Raw genomic sequence first — 25,269 nt, 5'->3', positions numbered from 1 at the left:
GGGCAACGACGAGATCGCCGCCGCCCGTGCCTTCCTGAAATGGGATCACGCGCCGTTCGTCATTCCGTCCGAGATCGCCGCCGAGTGGAATGCCCAGGAGAAGGGCACCAAGCTCGAATCCGACTGGACCGCCAAGTTTGCCGCCTATGAAGCCGCGCACCCGACCCTGGCAAGCGAATTCAAGCGCCGCACCGTCGGTGAGCTGCCGGCCAACTGGGCCGCAGAATCTGCCAAGATCATCGAGACCCTGCAGGCCAACCCGGCCAAGATCGCGACCCGTAAAGCCTCCCAGAATTCCCTGGAAGCCTTCGGCAAGCTGCTGCCCGAGTTCATGGGTGGCTCTGCGGATCTGGCGCCGTCCAACCTGACCATGTGGTCCGGCTCCAAATCTCTGACTCCTGAGAGCGCGGCGGGCAACTACATCCACTACGGTGTGCGTGAGTTCGCCATGTCCGCCATCATGAACGGCATCGCCCTGCACGGGGGTTTCATCCCCTACGGCGCCACCTTCCTGATGTTCATGGAGTACGCCCGCAACGCTCTGCGCATGGCTGCCCTGATGAAGCAGCGCGCCATCTTCGTTTACACCCACGACTCCATCGGTCTGGGTGAAGATGGCCCGACTCACCAGCCGGTAGAGCAGATCGCCTCCCTGCGTCTGACCCCGAACATGAGCACCTGGCGCCCCTGTGACCAGGTGGAATCCGCCATCGCCTGGAAGCACGCCATCGAGCGTATGGACGGCCCGACTGCGCTGATCTTCTCTCGTCAGAACCTGCCCCAGATGGACCGCAGCGCCCAGCAGCTGGCCGATGTGGCCAAGGGTGGCTATGTGCTGAAGGATTGCGCCGGCACGCCGGAGCTGATCCTGATCGCCACCGGTTCCGAAGTGGAGCTGGCCGTGGCCGCCTTTGATCAACTGACCGCCAAGGGCCGTGCCGTGCGCGTGGTCTCCCTGCCGGCCACCGACGTGTTCGATGCCCAGTCTGCCGAGTACAAGGAGTCCGTCCTGCCGATGTCCGTCACCAAGCGTGTCGCCATCGAAGCGGGTATCGCCGACTACTGGTACAAGTACGTGGGCTTCGGCGGCAAGATCATCGGTATGACCACCTTCGGTGAGTCTGCCCCGGCCGAGCTGCTGTTCAAGGAATTTGGCTTTACCGTGGAAAATGTGGTTGCGACCGCAGAGTCCCTGTAATTGCTGATTGCTTTGTATTGAGCTGAAAAGCGCCTCCCTCGGGAGGCGCTTTTTTTAAATAAAGCTTAGGTAGTGCAAAATAGTATTATGAAGATCAATCCTTAATTGGATAACTAATGATTGTCTGGTAGTCAGTGAGCAAATACATCTGATCTCCTCTTAGTTCAACAAAAGGAAAATCAGAAAAATTAATGTTGTAACTTGATAAGTCGAGAGTTAATTTTATCGAATTTAAATCGAAACGAGTGGCATGGGATGGATATATTCCTTCACCTTTGGGTGTTACGAGAAAAGCGATGGGGAAAAATGATAATAGACTTAATATTGTTGAATGCCCTTGATTGAGAAATCCCACACATTTCGCACTCAAGTGGCGGTTGTAAGGATAGAACCAATAAAATATGTCATGGGTTTTTGAGATGGCATTATCATCTCCTAACACAAAACTCTTTAACGGGTCAAAGTATGGCGAGTTTTGTGGAGGAGCTTTGCATTCGACAATTGATGTTGCAGATAGTATATGTCCTATCATTGCTCTTGCATATTTTATTGGGTCAATGCCAACAGTGATTATATTGTATGGATTTGTTGGGTTTTTAAAGTGATTGCAAATTTTATTTGTGAGACGCTTGTTTAAATCTGAAACTTCCCCATCATTCCCGCCTAGAATATGACTGTTACATTTACTACATATAGTTCTAAATTTACTGCCGTTAGGGGATTTTATCCCTTTTATTGATTTGGCTTCAGCTCCCATCATCTCCATAATATGGCGTTGCTCAACCCTGGTAACAGTAATGGAGCCTTGGGGAGGAACATGGTCAATTGAGAGTTGTCCATAATCACCACAAATAAGGCAGTAACCCTCTCTAATATTTACATGTTTAATTCGCTCTGAGATTTTACTCATTACTTACTCTCTCCAAGTATATTTAAAACAAAACCAAGGCAGGCTAGAGTTTAAATAATGTTAGGTTATACAAGAATGATATTGTATACTAGATGATGTTTTAGTGAAACTAGTCGTTGTAATAGCGTTGTATTTATGGCTTTTTAAAATTAATGGTTTAGTGTTATTTTATAGCTAGCTTAAGCTAGCTATAAAATACAATAATTTCTATAAGCATCTGATTTAATAAAAATACACCGACCTAAGCCGGTGTATTTTTATTACTAGAGCAATGTTTTAAACCAGAGGCGGGGGTGCTTTCCGCATTGGACATCACCGCATCAATTTGCACCAGGGCGCCGGCGGGCAGCTCGCTCACGCCAATCACGGTGCGGGCGGGCAGATAGTCCGGGAAAAATTTGGTATAGATGGCGTTGATTGCTTCCATATTCTCAATAACGATCTTGCCATGATGAAAGTATTGTCTATTTATTCTGCGAAGGATGGCTGGGCTGGCATAGTCTATATGGTGGATCATCAGATCCCATGGTGTGCGATATCTCTTATCTTTGCGGATATAAGAAACGACAATCATTATCTCTGCTCGATTAAACCGGAGGCGGTATGGAAAGCAGGGCCATAGATCGGATCATCTGGCTGCTGGTGCTCATGGGGTGCTGAGCCGCACCCAGCTCACATTTTCTGATGAAAACATTAATAGTTGGCCCGGTTGGGAGGGGCGTCGCTTTTTCAATTCGTTATTAATCATACAATTAGCCATGTCGTCAGGAACTCATGGCAGGATAGCCAGAGTGACCCGGAGAGTCAGGCCCGGAGGCGGCAGGCGCGATCGCCATGGGATCATCATGAGCTGACGGGGAGGAACTATGTTGGGTTTTGTATTGGGTGATATGTATTGTCGATCCGGTTCACTCCGGCCTCCTCCCCGGCTGGGAAAGCATTTCCCGCTCCCTCCCGATTACCAGCTGCGCGGCCGAGTCTCGGCCGCCATCATGACGATGGAGACCCTGCTCGATACCCCCTATCCGCAGAAGAAGTTCAGAGACCTGGTCTATGGCGCGCTCATCGACCGGCAGCGTCGTCTGTTTGCCGAGCACGTCGTCATCGCCCAGCTGGAGAGCGACCAGGATCTTGAGCTGTCGGTGGATCTCTCGTTTATAAGCACGGCGGTGCCGATCGGCCTGCTCGCCATCTCGGAGGAGATGGCGCTGTTGACGGCGCCTCGCCCCAGCAAGACACACCCTCACCATGATGTGCTCTGCCAGGTGCTCGACTGCACCGCGATGCTGATGTTCTATGCCAGGGTCATTCGCCAGCGCAATGCGGTGCTGGAAAACATCGGTCACCAGTTCGGCTTTCAGCCAGAGGCCGAGTTGAGGGCCAGAGTAGGAGCCGGAGGTCATGATGACTATGTGGCCTTTATGGTCAATGTCATGACCTGCATCGCCCACTCCCACTCGTTCAAGGAGGCGCTGGAAAACGGGGTTAGGATGGGGCTGCGGGAGCCCGCCTTCTTCTGCATCGTCGGGGCCCTCGCCAGCACCCTCTGGGGGATCCCCAAGCCCTGGGCTTATCAGGCGTCCCGGTTCATCCATCGTCAGGATCCTCACTACATCCAGATCCTGTTGCGCGGCGAGACCCGCACCGGCCGTGGCCAGATCAACCTGGTGCCGCCCAAGCCCCCGCTCTGTGCCCCGGTGCGGCGCCAGGTCATCCGGCTGTTCAGGAGTGCGTTCTAGGCGGCAGAGCTCGGCCACACCTGATGAGCCTGCATTGCAAGGCGCCTCCCCCAGGAGGCGCTTTTTTGATGGGCGGCGTTGATTGGTTGGCAAGGGGGAACCGACGCGCGAGCCTCGAGTCCGGGCTCCCCAGGATAATAAGTTGCGCCGCCTCGCTTTTTCTCTTCAATTAGCTTTGCTATTTGGTGTCATCCGGTACCATACCCAGCCTGCGACTCGTCTGGATAGTAACTGCCTGCCAGGCGGTCATTCGGCGATGGCGCCTCCCTGTGCCGGCCGGTGTCGATGCAGGGCATGCTAATTATAAAAATATCAGCTGATAAATAAGATTATTAATACAACGGAGGGTGCCAATGCCTTGTTCTATATCCATTCAACCATCGACTGGAAAATTGCAGGTGAATGCCGACAGCTATGAGCTGGATAAAATTGCTGATGTGCAAGTGAGAGTGCTCAGCTGGAAAAATCACTTGCTGAATATGGTTCTGCTTGGGGTGATCACATCGAGCATTTTGTTTGTCTTTATACCGACGGAAGAGCAGGGGAAGGGCGTTACCCTGCTGCTCCCCGCGATGGGGTTTGTGGTGGGCGCCATCATGGCGCTGGCTGCGAGCGCCAAATATGAGTTCAGACTGGAGTTCAAGCATGGGGATGAAACCGGGGTGCAATGGATTACCGCCGCCAAGAGTCGATCGTCCAGCGATTATGCGGTGTTTAAAGAGCGGGAAATTGAGCTTAAACGCACTATAAGCTGACGCAGGGTGCCCGCGAAACAGCAGGCTGTATAGTATTCCGCTCACGGATTTCTAATGGATTGGAAAGATGAATGCTTGCGAAGCGATAGTTCAGAGGCAGCTGGATGCCTATAACAGGAAGGATATGGCAGCCTGGCTGGCGACCTATTCAGAGGGGGCGGCCCAGTATTCCATCGAGGGGGAACTCATCGCACGGGATAAAGCCCATATGAGGGCCAATATCGCCTCGCGCTTCATGGAGCCGGATCTCTATGCCGAGCTGCTGTCCCGCCACAGCGACGATAATGTCGTCATCGACCACGAGCGGGTCAGGCGCAACTTCCCGGAGGGGGCCGGCACCATAGAGATGCTGTGCATTTACCTCATCGAGCATGATCTGATCGCCAGAGCCACCTTCAAGCTGTTCAACCAGCGGCTGACCAGGCCGTCATAGGGTATGGACACCGGGCGAGCTGGCCGCCCGCCAGCAAGCAGTGAACCAGTGCGCCCCGGGGCGGCACTGGTCTGAGTGGGCTCCCATGTTCGGGTCAGATCCTCTGATATTTCATGCATAAAAAGACACCGGCCTCAGCCGGTGTTTTTTCGTTAGAACAATACCTTATGCCTGCGGCGGGGTACTCTCCGCATTGGAGACTACGGCATCGATCTGCACCAGGGCACCGGCGGGCAGTTCGCTAACGCCAATGACGGTGCGGGCTGGCAGATAGTCCGGGAAGTATTGGGTATAGATGGCGTTGACTGCTTCCATATCCTCGATGTGTTTCAGCTGGATATTGATCTTGACGATATCGTCCATCACATGGTCGATGCTCTCCACAATCGCCTTGATATTGCTCAGGCACTGGGCGGTCTGCTCCTTGACACAACCGGCCAGGATCTTGCCGGTGGCAACATTCAGCGGCAGTTGGCCGGCAATATGGTTGTAGTGGGAGAAGGCAACGGTCTGTGAATGCAGCGGACTCTTAGGCGCCTTGTCCGTGTTGCTGGCCCGGATCACCAGATTGTGTCTGTCTTCCACCAGTTGCGGCGGCGTGCCGTCACCGTGGGAGATCACCGCATCCATCTGCACCAGGGCATCCATGGGCAGGGCAGAGGCGCAAATCACGGAGCGGGCCGGCACATAGGCGACGGCGCGGGCGATGGCCGAGTCCGGGAAGAAGGTGGTATAGACGGTGTTGACGGCGTCCATATCGGCGAGGTTTTTCAGGTAGACATTCACCTTGACGATGTCGTCAAACGGCACGTCGATGCTCTCCAGGATGGCCTTGATATTTTTCAGGCACTGAGCCGCCTGCTCCTGGATGCCGCCGGCGACCAACTTGCCCGATGCCGCCTCGATCGGCAGTTGCGCGCCGATATTGTTGTAGTGAGAGAAGGCGACGGTATGGGTCGAAAGCGGGTCTTGCGGCGCCTTGTCGCTATTGCGGGCCAGCTTGATGAGGGCGCAAGGTGCCTGCGGGAAGGTGCCTTCGCCATTGGAGATGATGGCTTCGATTTGGACCTGGGCATCCATCGGCAGGGCGGCCACCGCCAGGGTGGTGCGGGTCGGCACATAGTGCGGGAAGAATTCGCGATAAACCGCGTTGACCGCCTCCAGATCCGCCATGTCTTGCAGGAAGATGGTGACTTTCACCACATCGTCCATCACATGGCCGATGCTTTCGACGATGGCCTTGATGTTATTCAGGCACTGTTTGGCCTGCACCTTGACATCGCCTGCGATCATTTTGCCTGTTTTGGGATCGACAGGCAGTTGGGCGGAAATATTATTGTAATGGGAGAAAGCCACAGTTTGAGTATATGGGCCTAAATGCTGGGGGGCCTGTTCAGTATTTCTTGCAGCCTTGATGATAGTGCCACTCATATTGATACTCCTCGTTAATGCAAAGTACAGTTTGCCCCTCTCTGATCGCGCTCCTCGCTGACCCTGGTAGCGTCAAAGTCGTCGCTGTAGGCCCTGGGCGGCGGTTATGCCGCAGGGAGCGGGATCCAGCTTCCCGATTATTATTTTCAAGCCACTCGCAAGAGGGGTTGGATAAGGGAGGCAGAGATTGGGTTGATTATTTCAGACGCAGCGATTCTATGAGTGGATTCCGGTGGGATGCAAACCGGGATCTCATTTATATGAGATGGCTCAATGGACTGAAATATCGCTATTTTGCTATTCAATTCATGCTGCATAGGCTCTTAGCGTGAAAGGCTCTGCTCTTTTGCCGTGGGCAAGCCCGCGGGCCAAGGGTTCTTCCCTTCGTGAGGGCTGGCCAATACTGTGAATAAAGCGTTAATAACATGCACCATCTTGCAGTTAATCAAATTTATTGTGCATGGATATGCGCTTTTAGGATTTTAAGGGATCTATCTCGGCGCTTTAAAATATGCTAGCCGAAGCTAATTTAGAAGCTAATAAAGATGTGGCGGGAATATAATTCAATATATCTGCATGGGTGATTCATTACGGCACCCTGTGAATGGCGCCTTGTGCACGGATCCTGGTCAGTTCTTGCTTGCCAAAGCGTCAGAAATATATGCCATGAAATTGCAGCCGTACTGTGAAGAGTGATTTGAAGAGTGGCGTGAAGGGCCGCGAGATGGTCCTGTGCCCGCCTGACCATCGTCAGACGCAGGCAGGTGCACGAGAGGCGGGAGGTTTGAATCTGTGCTCTGAATCAGCCTCAAGCGTTAGCACCTGAGGCTGATTCCCGACCGGCAAGCGCCCTTATCCGGCGGGATAGAGGGCGCCCAGGATCGCCGGGCGGCTGGCGCCGGTGACGGCGGGCAGGTTGCCCGGTTGACGCTGGATGAAGCGCATCGCGAGCCAGGCAAACGCCGCCCCCTCCACCCAGTCGGGGGCCAGCCCCAGCTCGGCGGTGCTGGCCAGGCGCCAGCGGGGCAACAGGGTTGCGAGTTCGGCCAGCAGCGGGCCGTTATGGGCACCGCCGCCGCAGACAAACAGCTCGGCCTGGCCCTGAGCCTCGTCCAGCACGGGCAGCTGGCGGGCGATGCTGTGGCAGCTCAGCGCTTGCAGGGTGCGCTGCACATCCACCGGGGCGTAGGCCGCGCCAGCCAGCTCGTCGTCGAGCCAGTCGAGGGTAAACATCTCCCGCCCTGTGCTCTTGGGCCAGGGGGCGGCGAAGTAGGGGTGGGCCAGCAGCCTTGCCAGCAGCGCCGGGAGCAACCGGCCGCTGGCGGCCCAGCGGCCATTCGCATCGTAGTCGCCGCCTTGCGGGTGATGGCGGCGATACCAGCCGTCGAGCAGGGTGTTGGCGGGTCCGGTATCGAAGCCATATACCTGAGTGTTGCCGTCGCCGTCCGGATTACCCGGCAACACGGAGATGTTGGCGATGCCGCCGAGGTTCAGCACCACCCGCAGGGCGCCGGGGCTGGCGAAGATAGCCTGATGGAAGGCGGGCACCAGAGGCGCCCCCTGGCCGCCGAGGGCCATGTCCAGGGTGCGAAAGTCGGCGATGACGTCGATGCCGGTCAGGGCGGCCAGCAGGGCGGCGTTGCCGATCTGCAGGGTGAAGCCGAGCTGGGGGCGGTGGCGTATGGTCTGGCCGTGGGAGCCGATGGCGCGGATCTCCCCGGGCTCAAGCCCCGCCTTGGCCAGCAAGGCGTGGGTCGCGGCGGCAAATTCCCGCGCCACCCGATTGTCGGCCACCCCCATGCGGTCTATCTCGTTGTCGCCCGGGGTGCAGAGGGCATGCAGCTCGCGGGCGGTCTCAGCCGGCCAGGGGTGGCAGAGCGCCGCCTCGACCCGCAGCGTCTCGCCGTCGAGCGCGATCAGCACGGCATCTATGCCATCCATGCTGGTGCCTGACATCAATCCGATATAGCGCTCACTCATGGCCTCTCCTTATGATCTCTCTGCATTCAAGCCGTCACCGGGTGCGAACCCGTGCGGTGGATGGGTTGCCAACGCGTCAGCTGCCGCCATTATCCCGCTTGTTCTGGGCCAGCTGCAGCTCGGGGCTGCCGAGTTTCGCCAGCTGGGGCATGGCCTGGGCCTTGAAGCTGGCCAGCTCCCGCCCGGTGAGTGTCTCGGCCTGGGGCAGGCTGAGGGTGCGCGGGTTCTTGTGCACGCCGCCCACCACGAATTCATAGTGCAGGTGCGGGCCCGTGACCCGGCCTGTGCCCCCCAGATTGCCGATGGTCTGTCCCTGTTTCACCCGCTGCCCCTTGTTGACGGTGCGTTTGGAGAGGTGCAGGTACTTGGTCACATAGTTGCCGGCATGCTTGATGAACACATAGTTGCCGTTGAACTGGTTGTAACCGGCCGCCACCACGCTGCCGGAGCCCGCCGCCATGATGGGGGTGCCCACCGGCGCCACATAGTCGATGCCGTTGTGGGGGCGGATCTTGCCGGTGACCGGGTGCAGGCGGCGCGGATTGAAGTTGGAGCTGATGTATTTGAAGTTGACCGGCGCGCGCAGGAAGCTCTTGCGCATCGCCTTGCCTTCCGGCGTGTAGTAGTTGCCATCCTCGTTCAGCACGGCGCGATAGGCGGCGCCCTGGTTGACGAACTCGGCTGCCAGGATATCGCCGGAGGCGACCCGCTCGTCGTCCTGGTATTTCTCCTGATAGACCACCCGGAAGCTGTCCCCCGGTTGCAAGTCCTGGGCAAAGTCGATGTCCCAGCCGAAGATGGCGGCCAAGTCCATGATCTGATCCTCGTTCATGCCCGCCTCGACGGCGGCCCCCCAGAAGCTGGAGCGGATCTCGCCCCTGGCGACCTGCTCGCGGGTGTCGAGCTCCAGCTTGACCGCTCTGGCGACGAAACCTTCGGCCTTGCGGCTGACCTTGAGCGCCTGCTCCAGGCTGTGGGGATAGTAGAGGCTGTGCAGATCGCCGTTCCTGGTGAGCTTGAAGGTGAGCTCCTGACCGGGTTGCAGGGCGCGCAAGGGGTTGGTCGCATCGAGCTGGGCGATGAGGTAGAGATCGCCGGCGCTGAGGCCGAGGCGCTGGAAGATGACCTGCATGTTGTCACCGGCGCGCACCTTCACCTGCTTGGTGATGTAGCTCGGCTTGGCACGCCGCTCGGCCAGCGCCTGCGGCTGTGCCTCACCCTCATCGAGGGGTGAGGCATCGGCGAGTTGCTCGTCACCGTTGACCCGGGTGGCCACCGCCTGCTCGCTCGGCCAGGCCGCCAGCATCATCACCATGATGCTCAGGATCAGCACCATCTTGCGGTGCCAGGTGGGAAGAGAGTTGAAGGCGTTCCAAATAATCATTGAGGCGGACGAAGTTGAGCAGAAAAGAAGGTCGGATTTTACAGCCTTTCCAATTGGCCCGCCATTCCAGTAAGATGTTTGGCCCTGTGGAATCGTGATTGGAGAGTCAAAAAATGTCCCAGCTCGAGGTGGCGCTAGCCGAGATCAAGCGCGGAGCGGAAGAAATTCTGGTGGAAGAAGAACTTGTCGCCAAGTTGAAGGAAGGACGCCCGCTGCGCATCAAGCTGGGCATGGACCCGACGGCTCCCGACATTCACCTCGGTCACACCGTGATCCTCAACAAGCTGAAGACCTTCCAGGACCTGGGCCACGAGATCATCCTGCTGATCGGCGACTTCACCGCCATGGTGGGTGATCCGTCCGGCAAGAACAGCACCCGTCCGCCGCTCTCCGAAGACGCGATCAAGCACAACGCCCTCACCTATGCCGAGCAGGCGTTCAAGATTTTAGATCCCGCCAAGACCCGCATCGAGTACAACTCCACTTGGCTGGGTGAGCTGGGCGCGACCGGCATGATCAAGCTGGCGGCCAAGCAGACCGTGGCCCGCATGATGGAGCGCGACGACTTCAAGAAGCGCTACACCGGCGGCCAGTCCATCGCCATTCACGAATTCCTCTACCCGCTGCTGCAAGGCTATGACTCGGTCGCGCTGAAGGCGGATGTGGAGCTCGGCGGTACCGATCAGAAGTTCAACCTGCTGATGGGCCGCGAGCTGCAAAAAGATGCCGGCATGGCCGCCCAGTGCGTGCTGATGATGCCGCTGCTGGTGGGCCTGGATGGCGTCAAGAAGATGTCCAAATCTGCCGCCAACTACATAGGCGTGCACGATGCCCCGGGGGAGATGTTCGGCAAGATCATGTCCATCACCGACGATCTGATGTGGAACTACTACGAGCTGCTCTCCTCCCGCCCGCTGGCGGACATCGAAGGCTTCAAGGCCGGCATCGCCGCGAACACCCTGAACCCGCGCGACGTGAAGATCTGGCTGGCCAAGGAGATCATCACCCGCTACCACGATGAGGCGGCGGCCGAGGCGGCCCACGAAGACTTCACTCAGCGTTTCTCCAAGAACGCCATCCCGGACGAGATGCCGGAAGTGGAGCTGGCATTGGAAGGGGAAGGCCTGCCCATCGCCAACCTGCTCAAAGACGCCGATCTGGTGGCCACCACCTCGGAGGCGCTGCGCATGATCAAGCAGGGCGCGGTCAAGGTTGATGGCGAGAAGCTGGACGATGGCAAGACACTGGTCGGTGCCGGCACCGCCGTCTATCAGGTCGGCAAGCGCAAGTTTGCCCGGGTGACTGTCAAGTAAGCGGTGACCCCCCCGCGTCCCGATAAAAAAAGGCCTCCATCATGGAGGCCTTTTTGTTGGCGCTGGTCCCGACCGGGATCAGCCCTCTTTTTTCAGGAAGTTGCGATAGAGCATATAGAGGTGGGCCGAGCTCCAGCTGAAGTTGCTGGCCCCCTGCATGGCGCCGGTCTCCGGGTTGTAGTTCTCGCGGATGGGGCCGCTGCCCGCCAGCCCTTCGGCGTTGCTGAACAGCTTGTTGACCAGCATCTGGGCATCGTCGCGATAGCCGTAGTTCTCCAGCCCCTTCACCCCGAAGTAGAACTGATCCAGCCAGACCCGGCCGCGCCAGTAGATGTTGGGGTCATAGGCCGGGTTGGTCAGCGCCGCCGTGCCGAGCGGCACCTTGGTGTTGAACTCCTGGGCGTTGAGCATCACCTCGCGCACCCGCGCCGCCTTCTCCTTGTCGGCGACCTCCGCCCAGAGCGGGCTCCAGCCTTCCGGCCCACGACCACGGGCGGTCAGCAGCTTGCCGACGCAGCCGTTGGCGTCAGCCACATCGCCTTGGGCGATCTGGCGATCGTAATAGAAGCCGGAGGCCTCATCGAACAGACAGCCGTTGATGTAGCCGGCGAGCTGGCTTGCCCCCTCGCGGTAGCGGCTCGCCTCGTCCGCCTTGCCGAGCAGCTCGGCCATGTCCGCCAGGATGCGCTTCTCCTTGGCGAGGAAGGCGTTGAGCTCCACCGACTCCTGATCGATGGAGAAGCCGATGAGGCTGCCGTCGTCTTCGTGGTTCTCGAAGAAGGCGACGTTCCAGTCCTGGCGGGCCTTGGCGAGGTCGCCGCCATAGGTTTTGTCGGCATAGCGCTGCAGTTGGTCTTGCTCGATGAAGCCGAAGCGGGCGGCGTTGTCCATGCCGGACTCCCAGCCGGCGCCATGCTGGGCACCTATGTCCATCTCGCTGTAACCGCCGACGCTCAGCACCTGCTGATAGAGCGGCATGCCGGCGCAGGCGTACCAGCCATCTCCCTCATTGGTGCAGCTCGCGAGATCCAGCCCGGCGGGTACGCCGTTGGCGTACTGCACCTTGAAGGTGATGTTGCCGAATTCGTCGTTGTGCTCGACGTGCTTGGTGGCGCCGTATTCGATGATGCCGTTGTGGTTGTTGTCCCGCGCGCGGTACCACCAGTCGTGATAGGCCTGCAGCTTGGGATACATCTCGGCGATGAAGGCCTTGTCCTGGGTCGCGCTGTAGATCTCCCAGATGGCCCAGGCGGAGAGCGGCGGCTTGGTGTCGCGCTCGTTCCAGTTGCCGCCGTCGCCGCCCCGATCGGAGAGCTTGTTGTAGAAGACTGCGTCGATCACCATGCCCGCGTCTTGCGGCCGCACCGGATCGTTCGGCTGGACCTGATAGTCATACATGGCGCGCACGTTGTTCTTGGCCACTTCTGGGTTGAAGTGAGCCATGGCGTAGGCGTGCTTCCAGCTGTCCCAGGCCCAGACACCGTCGAACCAGCGGGCGGTGTTGGAGGGGGTCACCCCATCGTGCAGTATGGCGCCGGCCGGGGAGCGCCAGTTGCCGTTGAGGGTCTCCATCGCCTTGACCGCGATGCGGCGTTCCGACTCGGCGATGCCCTGGTTGGAGAGGCCGCGCTCGAGGTAGCCCTCCCAGCGGCGGATGGAGGCATCGAAGTAGTCGGCCGGATTGGCCAGCAGGGCCTGGCGGCTCTGCTGGTAGTGGCTCGCCTCATCGCTGGAGTGGACATAGCTCTGCAGGGTGTAGACGTCCTCGCTGCCCTTGGCGGCCAGGGTGAGGCTGGCCTCGCTGCGGTAGCCGAGCCCCTTCTCGTCCAGGGTGGTGCGGCTGGCCAGGGTGCGATCGATGCGATAGCTGGCGCTGCCGCTCTGCATGATGTTCCAGGTGCTGCGCAGTTCGCCGAACTGGAACTCGACTCCCTGTTCGCTCTGGCTGATGGTGCGGGTCCAGTTCGGGTATTGCTCGGCGATGGTCTTCTTGGCATCCCACTGGTTGAGCAACTCACCCTGCCAGTCGAGGCTCAGGGTGAGGGGCGCATCGGTGTGGTTGCTCAGCCGCGTGCGGATAAGCGCGGTACGGGCATCGCCGTAGCGTAGCTCCAGCTCCAGGCTGAAGGTGTCGAACTCGTAGCGCTGGATCAGCGCCCCCGGGATGGCATAGAGCTCGTGCTTGCTGGCGGATGTGAGCGGGTACTGGCGGCCGATCTCGTCGCTCAGGGTCAGTTTGTCCAATTCGCTGGCGAAGAACAGGCTGTACTCCTCGGCGATCACCATGGGGCCGGTGAAGCTGCCCCATTCGTTTTCACTGGCGGGCAGCAGGAAGCCGTGCCAGGCCCCCAGATCGAGCAGCGGGTTGTACTTGAGGTTGGAGTAACTGTCGAAGTCACGGAACTGGAGCGGGGTGCCGCTGCGATCGATCACATTCTTGTACTGGCTCGCCAGGGTCGGGCTGGGCGGGGTCGGGGCGCTGGAGTCATTGCCGTTGCAGGCGGCCAGTCCGAACAGGGCGACGCCCAGGGCGATGGAAAGTAAACTTTTACGAAACATGTCTCGCTCCAATTACTGATTTGTAGGTTGAGGTAGGTGTTTTTTTATCTATTTTTTAGTGAAAGCGTTTGCGATTGTCATTGTAGAGCAATTTGTCGGCACTTTTTGGCGCTTCATCACAGGGTCAGGCGAGGGAGTGTGAGCGGGATCACCGGGTTACAAGAGGTTACACAGATGGGTGTTTTAGTAACTATTTACTTATCGTGTGGCCGCAACCGGCGGGCAGGTGTGTAGAGGGGGATAAGGCGCAGCCGAACTCCTGCCTGAAACGGGGGTTGAGCGGGAGGGGAGTCGTCGCCGCAGGTGAGGGGAACGGGGTGAGCGACTGTGGCGGCTGGGTGAGGGCAGATGGCGCAGGTGGACAGGGGCGCCATGCAGCAGGGGGAACCGGGCGGCCTGCCCGTTCGCCGGACGACAGCCATAAAAAAACCGGCCTCATGGAGACCGGTTTTGATCTGCCTTGTCGACAGCGATGCGAGCGGCTTAGCGCAGGATCATCTGCTCACGGCCCGGGCCGACGGAGACCATGGGCACCGGCACCCCCAGCAGGGCTTCGATGCGCAGCACATAGTGCTGGGCAGCCTTGGGCAGGTCTTCGAACTTGCGGATGTGAGAGATGTCTTCGCTCCAGGCTTCCATGGACTCGTACACCGGCTTCAGACCGGCGGTCTGCGGCCAGATCGGGTTCTCGGTGTTGGCACCTTCGTAGGCGACGCAGATCTTCAGATCCGGCATGCCGGAGAGGCAGTCCAGCTTGGTCAGGGCGATCTCGTTGGCGGCCTGGATCTCCAGACCCTGCTTGGTGGCGACCGCATCGAAGTAGCCGATGTCACGGGGACGGCCTGTGGTGGCGCCGAACTCGTTGGCGAACTTGCGGAACTCTTCCTGGTTCTCCATGGCGGTGATCAGGGTGCCTGTACCCACAGAGGTACTGAACGCCTTGGCCACGGCAATCACGCGCTCGGGGCGCAGGGCCGGCAGGCCGCCACCGATACCGGCGTAGGCGCCGGAGACGTGGGAAGAAGTCACCCAGGGGTATTCGCCATAGATCAGGTCACGGCCGGCGCCCAGCTGGGCTTCGAACAGCAGGGTCCCGTTCTGGGCCTGGATGGCCTTGAGCGGCTCGCTGACGTTGCAGACGGCGTCGATCCAGGGCGCGGACACTTCCAGCAGCCAGTCGGCCATTTCCTGGGCGGTCTGGCTGAACTCGAAGCTCGGGTAGAGCGCCTTGAGCTGCGGCAGTTTCCAGTCGAGGAAGAATTGGATGCGCTCGACCAGCACTTCCGGCTGTTTCAGCCAGCCCACCAGGATCGCTTTTTTCATGACCCGATCACCGTAAGCCGGGGCAATGCCCTGACGGGTGGAGCCGTAGGCGCCGTCACCCAGACGCACTTCTTCCAGGGTGTCTTCCAAGGCGTGGATCGGCAGGCAGAAGGTGGCGCGATCGGAGATGGCGAGCTTCGGAGTCACGCCGGCGGCCTTCACTTCGGCCAGCTCTTTGGTCAGGGGCTCGGGGCTGATCACCATGCCAGGGCCGAGGACAACCAGGCAATCCGGGTTGAAGACACCGCTCGGCAACTGGTGCAGCTTGAAGGTGCCGAGATCGTTGACCACGGTGTGGCCGGCGTTGTTGCCGCCCTGGAAGCGGATGCTGGCGGCGGATTCACCTGCCAGATAATCGACGATGCGGCCTTTGCCTTCATCACCCCAGTTAGCACCTACGACTACGATAGACGACATGACTCTTTCTCCTAAGACGTTAGGCGTTCATCCTAGGAGCCTGGGGTGGATTAGAAAAATTAATTATCTTTATAATTCCGATAAGGAAGTCATATAATTATGGCCAATTTATCGGCAAAGCCCCCGCCATGACGCGCCATCCCGCGCCAGCCGTGGGCGAGAGTTACCTCATGTTGGATATTCACTGGTTAAACACCTTCGTCACCCTGGCTCGCCTGCAGCACTTCGGCCAGACCGCCACCGAACTGCACATGACCCAGCCCAATGTCAGCCTGCACCTCAAGAACCTGGAGCAGGCCACCCGGGTCAAGCTGATAGAGCGCAGCCCGTTTCGGCTCACCCAGGCCGGCGAGCGGTTGCTGCAAAGCGCCGAGCGCGCCATCGCCGAGCTGCAACTGTGCCAGTCCGATCTCAATGCCCTCAACCAGCTGAGCCAGGGCACCCTGGCCATCGCCGCCAGCGATATCCTCTCGCGGCTGCTGCTGATCCAGCCGTTCCAGCGCTTCAAGCAGGCCTTCCCGGGCATCGATCTCACCCTGTTCAACACCACCTCGGATCAGGCGGCCGAGCTGGTCAAGACCGGGCGGGCGGATCTGGGCTTCGTGATGGCGCAGAAGCGCAGCGAGCCGCTCTCCTACACCGAGCTGCAGCAGGTGACCTGGTGCACCCTGGGGCACGGGCTGGCGCGCTGGCAGGCACGTCATAAGGCGGGGGAGAGTGATCCCCTGGATGAGCCGACGCTCATCTTGCTGGGCCATGACACCCGCACCCGGGCGCTGATCGACCCCTCCCTGCCGCTGCTGGGGCTGCCGCCCTGCCGCATCATGGAGGTGGGCAGCGTGGATGCCCAGCTCGACTGGGCGGAGGCGGGATTCGGGGTGGCCATAGTGCCGGACTTCTCGCTCCACCCGCGCCTCAAGCTCAGCGCTCCCGTGACCCGGCTGACCGATTTCCCCGCCACCAGCCTGGGGTATGTGGTGCGCCAGAATCAGGTGCTGTCGCGGGCCATCAAGCAGTTGCTGCACTGGGTGGAGGAGGAGATCCAGGGCCCCGGGATGTCGTCGGGATCCCTGACCTCGGCCGCCAAGTCGCGAGAGTGACGCGAACACAGCGGCGCTGACAACGAGAGAGGCCACCCCGGGGTGGCCTCTCTCGTTACTGATCGTCGCCGGCGCTCACTGGGCGGCTGGCTGGGGTTGCGCCGTGGGGGCGGCGCCGCTCGGCTGGGCCGGCACCCGATCGGGCTCTGCCGCCGGTGTGGCCGGGAGCAGGAGCTCCTGCTCGGGCGCGGCTGAGGGGGCCCCTGGCATCGCGGTGCCGCCCTGGGGCACCACCTGCCCTTCGAGTGCCGGGGCCGCGGCGTCGGTCGCCACGGCGCCAGAGCCCGCCGGCAGTACGGCACCAGTGCCTTGCTCTGGTCGGGCGGGGGAACCTTCCGGCGAGGGGGCGGCATCGCTGGCCGGGGTGGCAGCCGTGCCCTCCGCGGCCGAGGGGCTGAGCGACTCGGGGGCGAGGAGCGGCGCCTGGGCCGGGGCATCCTGCATGCCCGGATGGGGCGGGACTATGTTGTCGCTCTGCATGGATTCCGGGGTGAGGGTGGTCAGCGCAGGGTGCAGGCGGGTGAACTGCTTGAGGCGGCTGCTCAGCACATCACGAACGGTGCGCACCTCCTCCTGGGGCAGGCTGTCCAGCGCCACCAGCTCGGCGGTCACGGCAAAGGTGCTGATGCCGCTGGTCTGGCCCGGATAGAGGTTGGCCCCGATGCGGCTGCGCTGGTAGTAGGGGTGGTTCTTGAGCAGGCGATCGATCTGCTCCCCCTCGATGGGGATGAGGCGAGCCTTGCAGCGGCCGGTCAGATCGCCGATCCCCTGATTGGGATGGCCAGCCACCACGAAGGCGGCGTCCAGGCTGCCGTTGCAGAGCCCCTCCAGCGGATTGCTGGCCGAGGCGGCGGGTGCCGCCGCGAAGCTGCTCGCCTGCCAGCCCATGGCATCGAGCAGCGCCTGGCTGGTGACGCGATCCCCCGAATCGGGGTTACCGAGATCGACCCGCTTGCCCTCGATATCGGCCAGGGTGGTGATGTTGCTGGTGGCGCTGGCGAGCAGGGTCAGCGACTCCTGATGGAGCCTAAACAGGCTGCGCAGCTTGTCGTTTGGCGCCTCGCCCGTGAAGGGGCCGCTGCCATGGGCCGCATGGTACAGGACATCCGACTGCACCAGCGCCAGCTGGATGTCGCCCTTGGCCAGGGCGACCAGATTGGCGAGGGAGCCCGAGGTGTTCTGCACCGTGCAGTGCAACCCATGCTGGCTGCTCTCTTCGTTGAGCAGACGGCAGATGGCGCCGCCGGTCGGGTAGTAGACGCCGTTGAGCGCCCCCGTGCCTATGGTGATGTAGGCAGGGGCGGCAGAGAGGGGCAGCGCCAGCAGCGCCGCCAGCCAGGGCAGGGCGATGCGGAACAGGGGCGAGCGGTGGCGCAGGACTCGTGGGTGCATAGTGAACCGGATCAATGGCGGATAAAAAGGGATGGGGCAAGCCCATCCCGGCATGGGTCACATCTTATCTATACCAGATGCAAACCAGAATGGCTTTCGCCATTAGCGTCAATCAGTGGAGGCGGCCGGCCGGCAGCCGCCTCCGGTGCCGTGTTATCAGCGGCGGGGCTGGAGGATGGCCTTCTCCATGCGCGCCAGCGCCTCGACGAGACGGGCCCTGGTGCAGCCGAAGTTGAGCCGCACGAACTGGCCATCGCCGAATTGGGCGCCGGGGGAGAGCCCCACTCCGGCCTGCTCGAAGAAGGCGACGGGATCGTCCAGCCCGAGCGCGCTCACATCGATCCAGGCGAGGTAGGTGGCCTGGTTATTGGCCAGTTTGACGCCGGGCCAGCGGGCGACCGCCTGCTCGATCAATGCCAGATTGGCTGACAGATAATCGATCTGCTCCGCCAGCCACTGTTCGCCGCCCTCGTAGGCCGCCTCCGCCGCCACGAAGCCCAGCAGGTTGACGTCGGCGCTGATGCCGCGCATCGCCTGCTGCAGCTTGAGCCGCAGACGCGCATTGGGTACCACGGCGAAGGAGCAGCACAGGCCGGCGATATTGAAGGTCTTGCTCGGGGCCATCATCACGGCGCAGCGCTCGGCCGCGGCCGGGCTCAGGGCGCCATAGGGAATGTGGCGGGCATCTTTATCCAGCAGCAGATCGCAGTGGATCTCGTCCGAGCAGACAACCAGATTGTGGCGCTCGGCGATGGCGTCGATGGCCTCCAGCTCCTCGCGGGTGAACACGGTACCACCCGGGTTGTGCGGGTTGCACAGCAGCAACAGGTCGGCGGAGGGGGCCTGGCGCTCGAGCTCGATCAGATCCAGCACCCAGCGCCCGGCCTCCTCGATCATGGGGACTGTGAGCAGGGGGCGATCGTTGAAGCCCGGCGCCAGCAGGAAGGGGTAATAGACCGGCTTGGGGGTGATGATGCCACGGCCATGCTGGCTCCAGGCCTTGCAGGCCAGGTTCAGGCCGGGCACCACGCCGGGCAGGAAGACCAGCCACTCCGGCTGGATGGCCCAGTCATAGCGCTGCTGCATGCGGGTCACTATGAGTTCGATCAGGCGGGGCGAGGGGCGGGAGTAGCCGAAGATGCCGTGGGCAACCCTCTGGGTGAGCGCCTCGATCACCGCAGGGGGGGAGCGAAAATCGGTGTCGGCCACCCACATGGGCAGCACGTCCTGAGTCTTGTACTTGTCCCATTTCAGGCTCATGGTATGGCGGCGATCTATCTCCCGATCAAAATCAAACATGTGAAATCCTTGTGCTGGCCAGAGGGTTTACCAATGTACGGACTTGGACGTGGCCTCGCAAGCCTTGAGGTGGCTCTTGATAGTGACATAAAATGAGCGCCGTCATTTTATACAGCTGCCGGTTCCTGGCTCCTTTTTCTCTCCCTTATCGATGGTATCTCTATGAGTTTATTGACCGCAGCCCGCAAGAGGCCGGATCCCGTTTCCCTCTCTTTCCTGGCCGTCACCTTCATGACCGGGGTGGCGGTGGCGCTGCAGGTGCCCACCCTGAGCCTGTTCCTGGCCGAGGAGGTGCAGGTGCGCCCCTTCCTGGTGGGTCTGTTCTACACCGTCAACGCGGTGATCGGCATCCTCATCAGCCAGTGGCTCGGCCACCGCTCCGACAGCAAGGGGGATCGCAAGCAACTGATCCTGCGCTGCTGCTTCGCCGGCATAGTGCTCTCCCTGCTGTTTGCCTGGAACCGGCAGTACTGGTTGCTGGTGAGCCTGGGGGTGGTGCTGGCGAGCCTGACCGCCACCGCCAGCCCCCAGCTGTTCGCCCTGGCGCGGGAGTATGCCGACAGCCGCAACAAGCGGGCCGACATGTTCAGCTCGGTGCTGCGGGCCCAGTTCTCCCTGGCCTGGGTGATAGGGCCGCCGGCCGCCTTCGCGCTCGCCATCGGCTACGGCTTCGAGGTGATGTATCTGGCCTCGGCCTTCGCCTACCTCATCTGCGCCTTCGTGGTCTGGCGCTGGCTGCCCTCCCTGCCGCTGCCCAAGTCCAATGGCGAGACGGAGCGGGTCAGCAGCTGGCGGGACCCTTCGGTGCGGGCGCTGTTCATCGCCTCCACCCTGATGTGGACCTGCAACAGCATGTACCTGATCAACATGCCGCTCTACATCACCCGTGAGCTGGGGCTGGAGGAGAAGCTCGCCGGGATCTTGATGGGCACGGCGGCGGCGCTCGAGATCCCCTTCATGCTGCTGGCGGGCTACTACACCCGTCGCTTCGGCAAGCGACCCATGATGCTGTTGGCGGTACTGGCCGGCTTCGGTTTCTACGTGGGGCTGGTGACCCTGTCGAGCCAGACGGCGCTGATTGGCTTGCAACTGCTCAACGCCATCTTCATCGGCATAGTCGCCGGGATCGGCATGTCCTACTTCCAGGATCTGATGCCGGGCCGGGCCGGGGTGGCGACCACTCTGTTTGCCAACAGCATCCGCACCGGCTCCATCATGGCGGGCGCGATAGCGGGGACAGTGGCCGAGATCTGGAGTTTCCACGGGGTCTTCATGGTGGCCACCGGATTGGCGCTGGCGGCGCTGGCGGCCTGCTGGCGGGTACCCAATGTGTGAGGCTGGAAGGGCTGGCGCCGAGATCCGATAGGCAGGGGCAAGCAGAGGGCAAACAGGGAGTAATCTGGCTGATGACTCGGCTGCCTCTGTGCCCCGCCTAAAGGCGTGCGCAGGGGCTGACAGCCGGGCTTACTTGACGCTCTCGGCCTGGTATTCGTTGCGCAGGCAGCGCAGCAGCAACTCGGCCGCCGGCCCCAGCGCATCGGTCGAGGGGGTGAGCAGGTAGGTGTAGAGGTAGCGCTCGCTGCCCCCTTCCAGGTTGAGCTGTACCAGGCCGCCACTGGCGAGCTCCTCCTGCACCAGGTGGCGCGGCAACCAGGCGTAGCCGAGGCCGAGCCGCAACATGGCGAGCACCTCGTGATAATGGGTTGCCTTCCAGCCGGTGTCATCCGCATCGTTCCAGTCCACCGAGCGATGGATGGGCGGGTGCAGGCTTATCTGGTTATGGGCGCCGAGATGCTCGGCCTTGACGGGATCGGTCAGGCTGGCGAGGGGATGCTCGGCCGCGCACAGCGGCAGCAGGCAGACCTCATCCAGCGGCAGGCCGGTGCGATCGTGTGGCAGGTGCTCGGAGAGCATCAGATCCCCCACCTGCAGCGCATTGAAGTGGCAGTGGATCCGCTCGTGCAGGTTGATGCGGCAGCCCCGGCTGCGGGGATAGAAGTGGGCCAGCGCCCGATAGAGCCGCTCCCTTGGCTGCAACACCGAGACATACAGGTTGATCTGCGGCTCCCACTGCCGCTCCAGGTTGTTGGCCAGGTTCTCCAGCTCTTCCACCTGCTGGCTGAGCTGGCGGGCCCGCTTGAGGAAGATCTCCCCCGCCGGCGTCAGCACCGCCTTGCGCCCCCGCACCTCCAGCAGGGCCAGCCCCAGACTCTGTTGCAGCTTGGCCACCGCATGATTGAGGGACGACTGGCTCTTGTTCAGCGCCTCGGCCGCCTGGGCGTAACCACCACAGTCGACCACGGCCTGAAAGATCCTCCATTGCTCAAACGTGCTCTTGGGACGAAACATAGCTCAACCTGTCAGGGGCGGATGGGATTCAACAGGGCGCCACTGGCACCCCCTCTTCAATTTAACCCTATCTGGTTATTTTGTTGACTTATTTGGGCTGGGCCGCTTTCGGTTGGGCAACAAAGGTCTGTCCGGTCTTGCCACGGCTGTCGGCCCCCATCAGATAGAGGTAGAGCGGCATCAGGTCGGCCGGGGTCTTCAGCAGCTGCGGATCTTCCGCCGGGAAGGCGCTGGCCCGCATCTTGGTGCGGGTGCCGCCCGGGTTGAGGGTGTTGACCCGCACCGCGGTGTTTTCCAGCTCGTCGGCCAGCACCTCCATCATCCCCTCGATGGCGAACTTGGAGATGGCATAGGTGCCCCAGTAGGCGCGCCCCTTGCGACCGACGCTGGAGGAGGTGTAGACGATGGAGGCGTCGCCGTGCGCCTTGGCGGTCTGACGAATGAGCGGCAGCAGCGCCTGGGTCAGCAGGAACTCGGACTTGACGTTGACCTGCATCACCTCGTCCCACTCCTGCTCCTGGATGTGCTCGAACGGTGACAGGGTGCCGAGCAGACCGGCATTGAACAGCACGCCGTCGAGGCGGCCGAACTGCTGGGCGAAGGTCTCGGCCATGCCGCGGTAGTGACTCTTGGTCGCGCCTTTCAGGTCGACCGGCACTATGGCGGGCAGGGGATGGCCGGCGGCCTCGATCTGGTCGTAGACCGCCTCGAGCTTGCTGCTGGTGCGACCGAGCAGTATCACGGTGGCACCGTGGGCGGCGTAGTTGAGCGCCGCCTCGCGACCTATGCCGTCACCGGCGCCCGTCACCAGAATGACCTTGTCCTTGAGCAGATCCCGGGGGGCCTGATAGTCGAGCATGTTGACTCCTGTATAACCAGTTCGTGGCAGATGGGCGCGGCAATGAGGGGCAAGTGTACTGATCCGGGACTGCCCTTGACCAGTATGAGACGGCAAAAATGTGAAGAAAACAGCGGGGTAGGGTGGGCCGCCGGCGTTATGCGGGGGCCAGTGGCAGAGTTTTTGCACCATCTCACCAAACTCCTTACTATGTGAAAAAACCGACTCATCTTGGAGCATCAAGTGGCATTTTTGACCGAATACGGCCTGTTTTTGGCCAAGACCCTCACCTTACTGCTGGCCATAGGCGCCATCATACTGATGCTGGTCAGCAGCCGTCAGCCCAAGGCGCGCAAGGGGGAGCTGGTGGTGACCGATCTCTCCAGCGAGCTGGAGCAGGGGCAGCATAAGCTGCAGCTGGCCCTGGCCGGCAAGGCGCAGCGCAAGCAAGTGGAGAAGCAGCACAAGGAGCTGCACAAGCAGCGTGCCAAGGCGACCGATGAGCGCAGCCACCTGTTTGTCATCGACTTTCACGGCAGCATGGATGCCAAGGAGGTTGCCTCCCTGCGGGAAGAGGTGAGCGCGGTGATCGGGGTGGCCCAGCCCGGCGACGAGGTGCTGCTGCGCCTCGAATCCGGCGGCGGCGTGGTGCACGGTTATGGCCTCGCGGCCTCCCAGCTGCAGCGCCTGCGCGACAGAGACATCAAGCTCACCGTGGCCATCGACAAGGTGGCGGCCAGCGGTGGCTACATGATGGCCTGTGTAGGGGATCAGATCCTGGCGGCCCCCTTCGCCATCGTCGGCTCCATCGGGGTGATAGCCCAGTTGCCAAACTTCAACAAGCTGTTGAAAAAACACGACATCGAATTCGAGATGCACACCGCAGGCCAGTACAAGCGCACCATCACCATGTTCGGTGAGAACGACGATCTGGGGCGGGAGAAGTTCCGTGAGGAGCTGGGTGCCATCCACGATCGCTTCAAGGCGTTCGTGGCCGAGCACAGGCCGAACCTCGACATCGACCGGGTCACCACGGGTGAACACTGGCTGGCGAGCCAGGCCAAGGGCCTGGGGCTGGTGGACACCCTCTGTACCAGCGATGACTACCTGCTGGCACAGTCCAGCCACCACAAGGTGGTGGGCATCAGCTACCGCAAGCCGAGGAGCCTGACCCAGAGGCTGGGCCAGCAGGGCGCCCAGGCGCTGGAAGCGGGCCTCGGCCGGTTGTGGCAGCAGAGCCCCTGGCGCTGACGCCTTGCTTGCACCAAAGGCATGAAAAAGCCGGGCATTTGCCCGGCTTTTTCTATCCAGCGCTCAGCGCTGGAAGGGATAGACGGAGCCGAGCTTGAGGATCTGGGTCAGCTCGTCCAGCGCGGTGCGGGTCTCCAGCACCAGGGATGGGTCGCGCAGGTCATCGAGCGCCAGGCTGTCGCGGTAGTGGCGATCCACCCACTGATCCAGGCGGGCAAACTGGCCGTCGTTGATGAGGCAGGCCGGGTTGACCGCGGCCAGCTCCGCATCGTTCATGGCGACCCGCAGCCGCAGACAGGCGGGGCCACCGCCGTTGCGCATGCTCTGCTTCACGTCCATGAAGTGCACGCCCGTGATAGGCGTGCCCAGGGTGAGCAGCTTGTTCAGATAGGCGGATACCGCCGGGTTGCCCTGGCACTCGGTGGGGGCGATGATCGCCATCTTGCCGGACGGCAGGGTCAGGATCTGGGTGTTGAACAGGTAGGACTTCACCGCATCCTGCACCGACACCTCGGCGGTCGGCACCTCGATGAAGTGCAGCTCGCCGTCCCCGAACTTGGCGCGCACCTCGGCCAGGGCCCCGGCGGTATTGAGAAAGGCCTGCTGGTGGAAGAACAGCACATTCTGGTTGCCCACCGCGATCACGTCGTTGTGGAACACCCCCTGATCGATCACCTCCGGGTTCTGCTGGATGAAGACGGCGCTCTCTTCCCCCAGGCCGTGCAGGCGGGCGATGGCCTGGCTGGCCTCCAGGGTCTGGCGGGCCGGGTAGCGCTTGGGGGCGGGCTGGGAGACGTCGAAGGCGCTGCGGCCATAGACGAACAGCTCGATCCCGGCCTCGCCGTAGGCGCGGCACAGCCGGGTGTGGTTGGCGGCGCCCTCGTCACCGAAGTGATCGTTTTCCGGCAGGTGCTGGTGGTGGCTGAAGTGGCGATCGTTGTTGAACACGGCGCGCAGGATGCGACCGGTCACTTCCGGCTCGAGGGAGCGGTGGAACTTGTTGGTCAGGTTGGCGGGGGTGAAGTGAATGCGGCCATCCTGGGTGTCGGCGCTCGGTGAGACGGTGGCGGCGTTGGCGGTCCACATGCTGGAGGCCGAGTAGCAGGCGGCCAGCACGGCGGGGGCCTGTTTCGCGGCCTGGGCCAGCACGCTGGCATCCGAGCCGCTGAAGCCGAGGCGGCGCAGGGTGGCGAGATCGGGTCGCTCCTGGGGCGCCAGCACCCCCTGGGTCATGCCGAGCTCGGTCAGCGCCTTCATCTTGCGCAGCCCCTGCTTGGCCGCCTCCTTCGGGTTGGAAGCCTCCTTGGCGTTGCTCTGGGAAGCCACGTTGCCATAGGACAAGCCGGCGTAGTTGTGGGTGGGGCCGACCAGACCGTCGAAGTTGACCTCGAAGTGCTTCATGACTACATCCTTTCGATTTTTATATGGGGAGCGGTTCCTTCCGCGCACAAAGCTGCGGCGTATGGCCATTATAAAGAGATTTTGTCTTTTGTAACAAGCTGATAACCAAGGTGGTTTTTTATGTTTCAGGAGCGGTTGGATATGTCGTTTCAAATATAAAAAGGGGGGAGATATAGCATAAAAACAAAAAAGCGGTT

19 protein-coding genes and 1 pseudogene are annotated in these 25,269 nt (G+C 61.2%); 8 read left to right on the top strand and 12 right to left on the bottom strand.

Features of this window, described 5'->3' with window-relative positions:
• On the top strand, window positions 1-1,198 hold a 1,198-nt coding region (locus tag KW825_RS05315; RefSeq protein WP_305730734.1), incomplete at its 5' end, for a transketolase C-terminal domain-containing protein.
• 94 nt (window positions 1,199-1,292) lie between these two features.
• Here KW825_RS05315 and KW825_RS05310 read toward each other — a convergent pair.
• Both KW825_RS05310 and KW825_RS05305 read right to left on the bottom strand, forming a co-directional pair.
• On the bottom strand, window positions 1,293-2,108 hold the full coding sequence (locus KW825_RS05310) for a hypothetical protein (RefSeq protein ID WP_218328488.1): 816 nt from the start codon (window positions 2,106-2,108) through the stop codon (window positions 1,293-1,295).
• A gap of 241 nt (window positions 2,109-2,349) precedes the next feature.
• Window positions 2,350-2,523: pseudogene (locus tag KW825_RS05305) on the bottom strand (RidA family protein); the annotation flags it as partial.
• 577 nt (window positions 2,524-3,100) lie between these two features.
• On the opposite strand from KW825_RS05305, the gene KW825_RS05300 reads away from it, so the two are divergent.
• The 3 genes from KW825_RS05300 to KW825_RS05290 all read left to right on the top strand — a co-directional run bounded on the left by KW825_RS05300 (window position 3,101) and on the right by KW825_RS05290 (window position 5,035).
• Complete coding sequence (locus KW825_RS05300; RefSeq protein WP_256353768.1) at window positions 3,101-3,847, top strand: hypothetical protein; 747 nt, start codon at window positions 3,101-3,103, stop codon at window positions 3,845-3,847.
• Between the two features lie 398 nt (window positions 3,848-4,245).
• Complete coding sequence (locus tag KW825_RS05295; protein ID WP_232018909.1) at window positions 4,246-4,602, top strand: DUF6232 family protein; 357 nt, start codon at window positions 4,246-4,248, stop codon at window positions 4,600-4,602.
• A 67-nt stretch (window positions 4,603-4,669) separates the two neighbouring features.
• Entirely contained in the window at window positions 4,670-5,035 is a 366-nt protein-coding gene (locus tag KW825_RS05290) for a nuclear transport factor 2 family protein (RefSeq protein WP_042652641.1), read from the top strand.
• 165 nt (window positions 5,036-5,200) lie between these two features.
• On the opposite strand, the gene KW825_RS05285 is transcribed toward KW825_RS05290, so the two are convergent.
• The 3 genes from KW825_RS05285 to KW825_RS05275 form a co-directional block, all read right to left on the bottom strand.
• Complete coding sequence (locus KW825_RS05285; RefSeq protein WP_218328484.1) at window positions 5,201-6,466, bottom strand: RidA family protein; 1,266 nt, start codon at window positions 6,464-6,466, stop codon at window positions 5,201-5,203.
• Window positions 6,467-7,318: 852 nt separating this feature from the next.
• A complete protein-coding gene (locus KW825_RS05280) occupies window positions 7,319-8,446 on the bottom strand; it encodes an anhydro-N-acetylmuramic acid kinase (protein ID WP_218328482.1) in 1,128 nt (375 codons plus the stop codon).
• Between the two features lie 76 nt (window positions 8,447-8,522).
• The gene (locus KW825_RS05275; protein WP_218290652.1) at window positions 8,523-9,830 is read right to left on the bottom strand and encodes a peptidoglycan DD-metalloendopeptidase family protein; all 1,308 of its coding nucleotides are present in this window, start codon (window positions 9,828-9,830) and stop codon (window positions 8,523-8,525) included.
• A gap of 113 nt (window positions 9,831-9,943) precedes the next feature.
• Between KW825_RS05275 and tyrS the strand changes: the two genes are divergently transcribed.
• Window positions 9,944-11,143 (top strand): tyrosine--tRNA ligase, encoded by a 1,200-nt coding sequence (tyrS, locus tag KW825_RS05270; RefSeq protein ID WP_218290653.1) that lies wholly within the window; start codon window positions 9,944-9,946, stop codon window positions 11,141-11,143.
• A 78-nt stretch (window positions 11,144-11,221) separates the two neighbouring features.
• On the opposite strand, the gene ygjK is transcribed toward tyrS, so the two are convergent.
• Both ygjK and KW825_RS05260 read right to left on the bottom strand, forming a co-directional pair.
• On the bottom strand, window positions 11,222-13,702 hold the full coding sequence (gene ygjK / locus KW825_RS05265; protein ID WP_218328474.1) for an alpha-glucosidase: 2,481 nt from the start codon (window positions 13,700-13,702) through the stop codon (window positions 11,222-11,224).
• A 483-nt stretch (window positions 13,703-14,185) separates the two neighbouring features.
• On the bottom strand, window positions 14,186-15,442 hold the full coding sequence (locus KW825_RS05260) for an adenylosuccinate synthetase (protein ID WP_042652635.1): 1,257 nt from the start codon (window positions 15,440-15,442) through the stop codon (window positions 14,186-14,188).
• A gap of 170 nt (window positions 15,443-15,612) precedes the next feature.
• On the opposite strand from KW825_RS05260, the gene KW825_RS05255 reads away from it, so the two are divergent.
• The gene (locus KW825_RS05255) at window positions 15,613-16,542 is read left to right on the top strand and encodes a LysR family transcriptional regulator (protein WP_218328473.1); all 930 of its coding nucleotides are present in this window, start codon (window positions 15,613-15,615) and stop codon (window positions 16,540-16,542) included.
• Window positions 16,543-16,617: 75 nt separating this feature from the next.
• Here KW825_RS05255 and KW825_RS05250 read toward each other — a convergent pair whose 3' ends face one another.
• Window positions 16,618-17,934, bottom strand: a complete 1,317-nt coding sequence (locus KW825_RS05250) for a TAXI family TRAP transporter solute-binding subunit (RefSeq protein WP_218328471.1) — start codon at window positions 17,932-17,934, stop codon at window positions 16,618-16,620.
• 156 nt (window positions 17,935-18,090) lie between these two features.
• Window positions 18,091-19,233 carry a MalY/PatB family protein gene (locus KW825_RS05245; RefSeq protein WP_042652632.1) on the bottom strand — a complete coding sequence of 381 codons (1,143 nt, stop codon included), beginning with the start codon at window positions 19,231-19,233 and terminating at the stop codon, window positions 18,091-18,093.
• A gap of 162 nt (window positions 19,234-19,395) precedes the next feature.
• Here KW825_RS05245 and KW825_RS05240 point away from each other — a divergent pair, with 162 nt between their 5' ends.
• Window positions 19,396-20,568: an MFS transporter gene (locus KW825_RS05240; protein ID WP_042652631.1), complete on the top strand. Its 1,173-nt coding sequence runs from the start codon at window positions 19,396-19,398 to the stop codon at window positions 20,566-20,568.
• Between the two features lie 129 nt (window positions 20,569-20,697).
• On the opposite strand, the gene KW825_RS05235 is transcribed toward KW825_RS05240, so the two are convergent.
• Window positions 20,698-21,582 carry a LysR family transcriptional regulator gene (locus KW825_RS05235; RefSeq protein WP_218328469.1) on the bottom strand — a complete coding sequence of 295 codons (885 nt, stop codon included), beginning with the start codon at window positions 21,580-21,582 and terminating at the stop codon, window positions 20,698-20,700.
• A gap of 88 nt (window positions 21,583-21,670) precedes the next feature.
• Window positions 21,671-22,441, bottom strand: a complete 771-nt coding sequence (locus tag KW825_RS05230) for a YciK family oxidoreductase (protein WP_218328468.1) — start codon at window positions 22,439-22,441, stop codon at window positions 21,671-21,673.
• Window positions 22,442-22,663: 222 nt separating this feature from the next.
• Here KW825_RS05230 and sohB point away from each other — a divergent pair, with 222 nt between their 5' ends.
• Window positions 22,664-23,671, top strand: a complete 1,008-nt coding sequence (gene sohB, locus KW825_RS05225) for a protease SohB (protein WP_218328465.1) — start codon at window positions 22,664-22,666, stop codon at window positions 23,669-23,671.
• A gap of 63 nt (window positions 23,672-23,734) precedes the next feature.
• Here sohB and astB read toward each other — a convergent pair whose 3' ends face one another.
• The gene (astB, locus tag KW825_RS05220) at window positions 23,735-25,072 is read right to left on the bottom strand and encodes an N-succinylarginine dihydrolase (RefSeq protein ID WP_042652627.1); all 1,338 of its coding nucleotides are present in this window, start codon (window positions 25,070-25,072) and stop codon (window positions 23,735-23,737) included.
• Between the last annotated feature and the right edge of the window lie 197 nt (window positions 25,073-25,269).

Source organism: Aeromonas sp. sif2433, assembly GCF_019218705.1.
Lineage (GTDB): Bacteria > Pseudomonadota > Gammaproteobacteria > Enterobacterales > Aeromonadaceae > Aeromonas > Aeromonas encheleia.
Note: the sequence above shows the minus strand (reverse complement) of the source record. Positions and strands in the feature narration are given on the sequence as shown.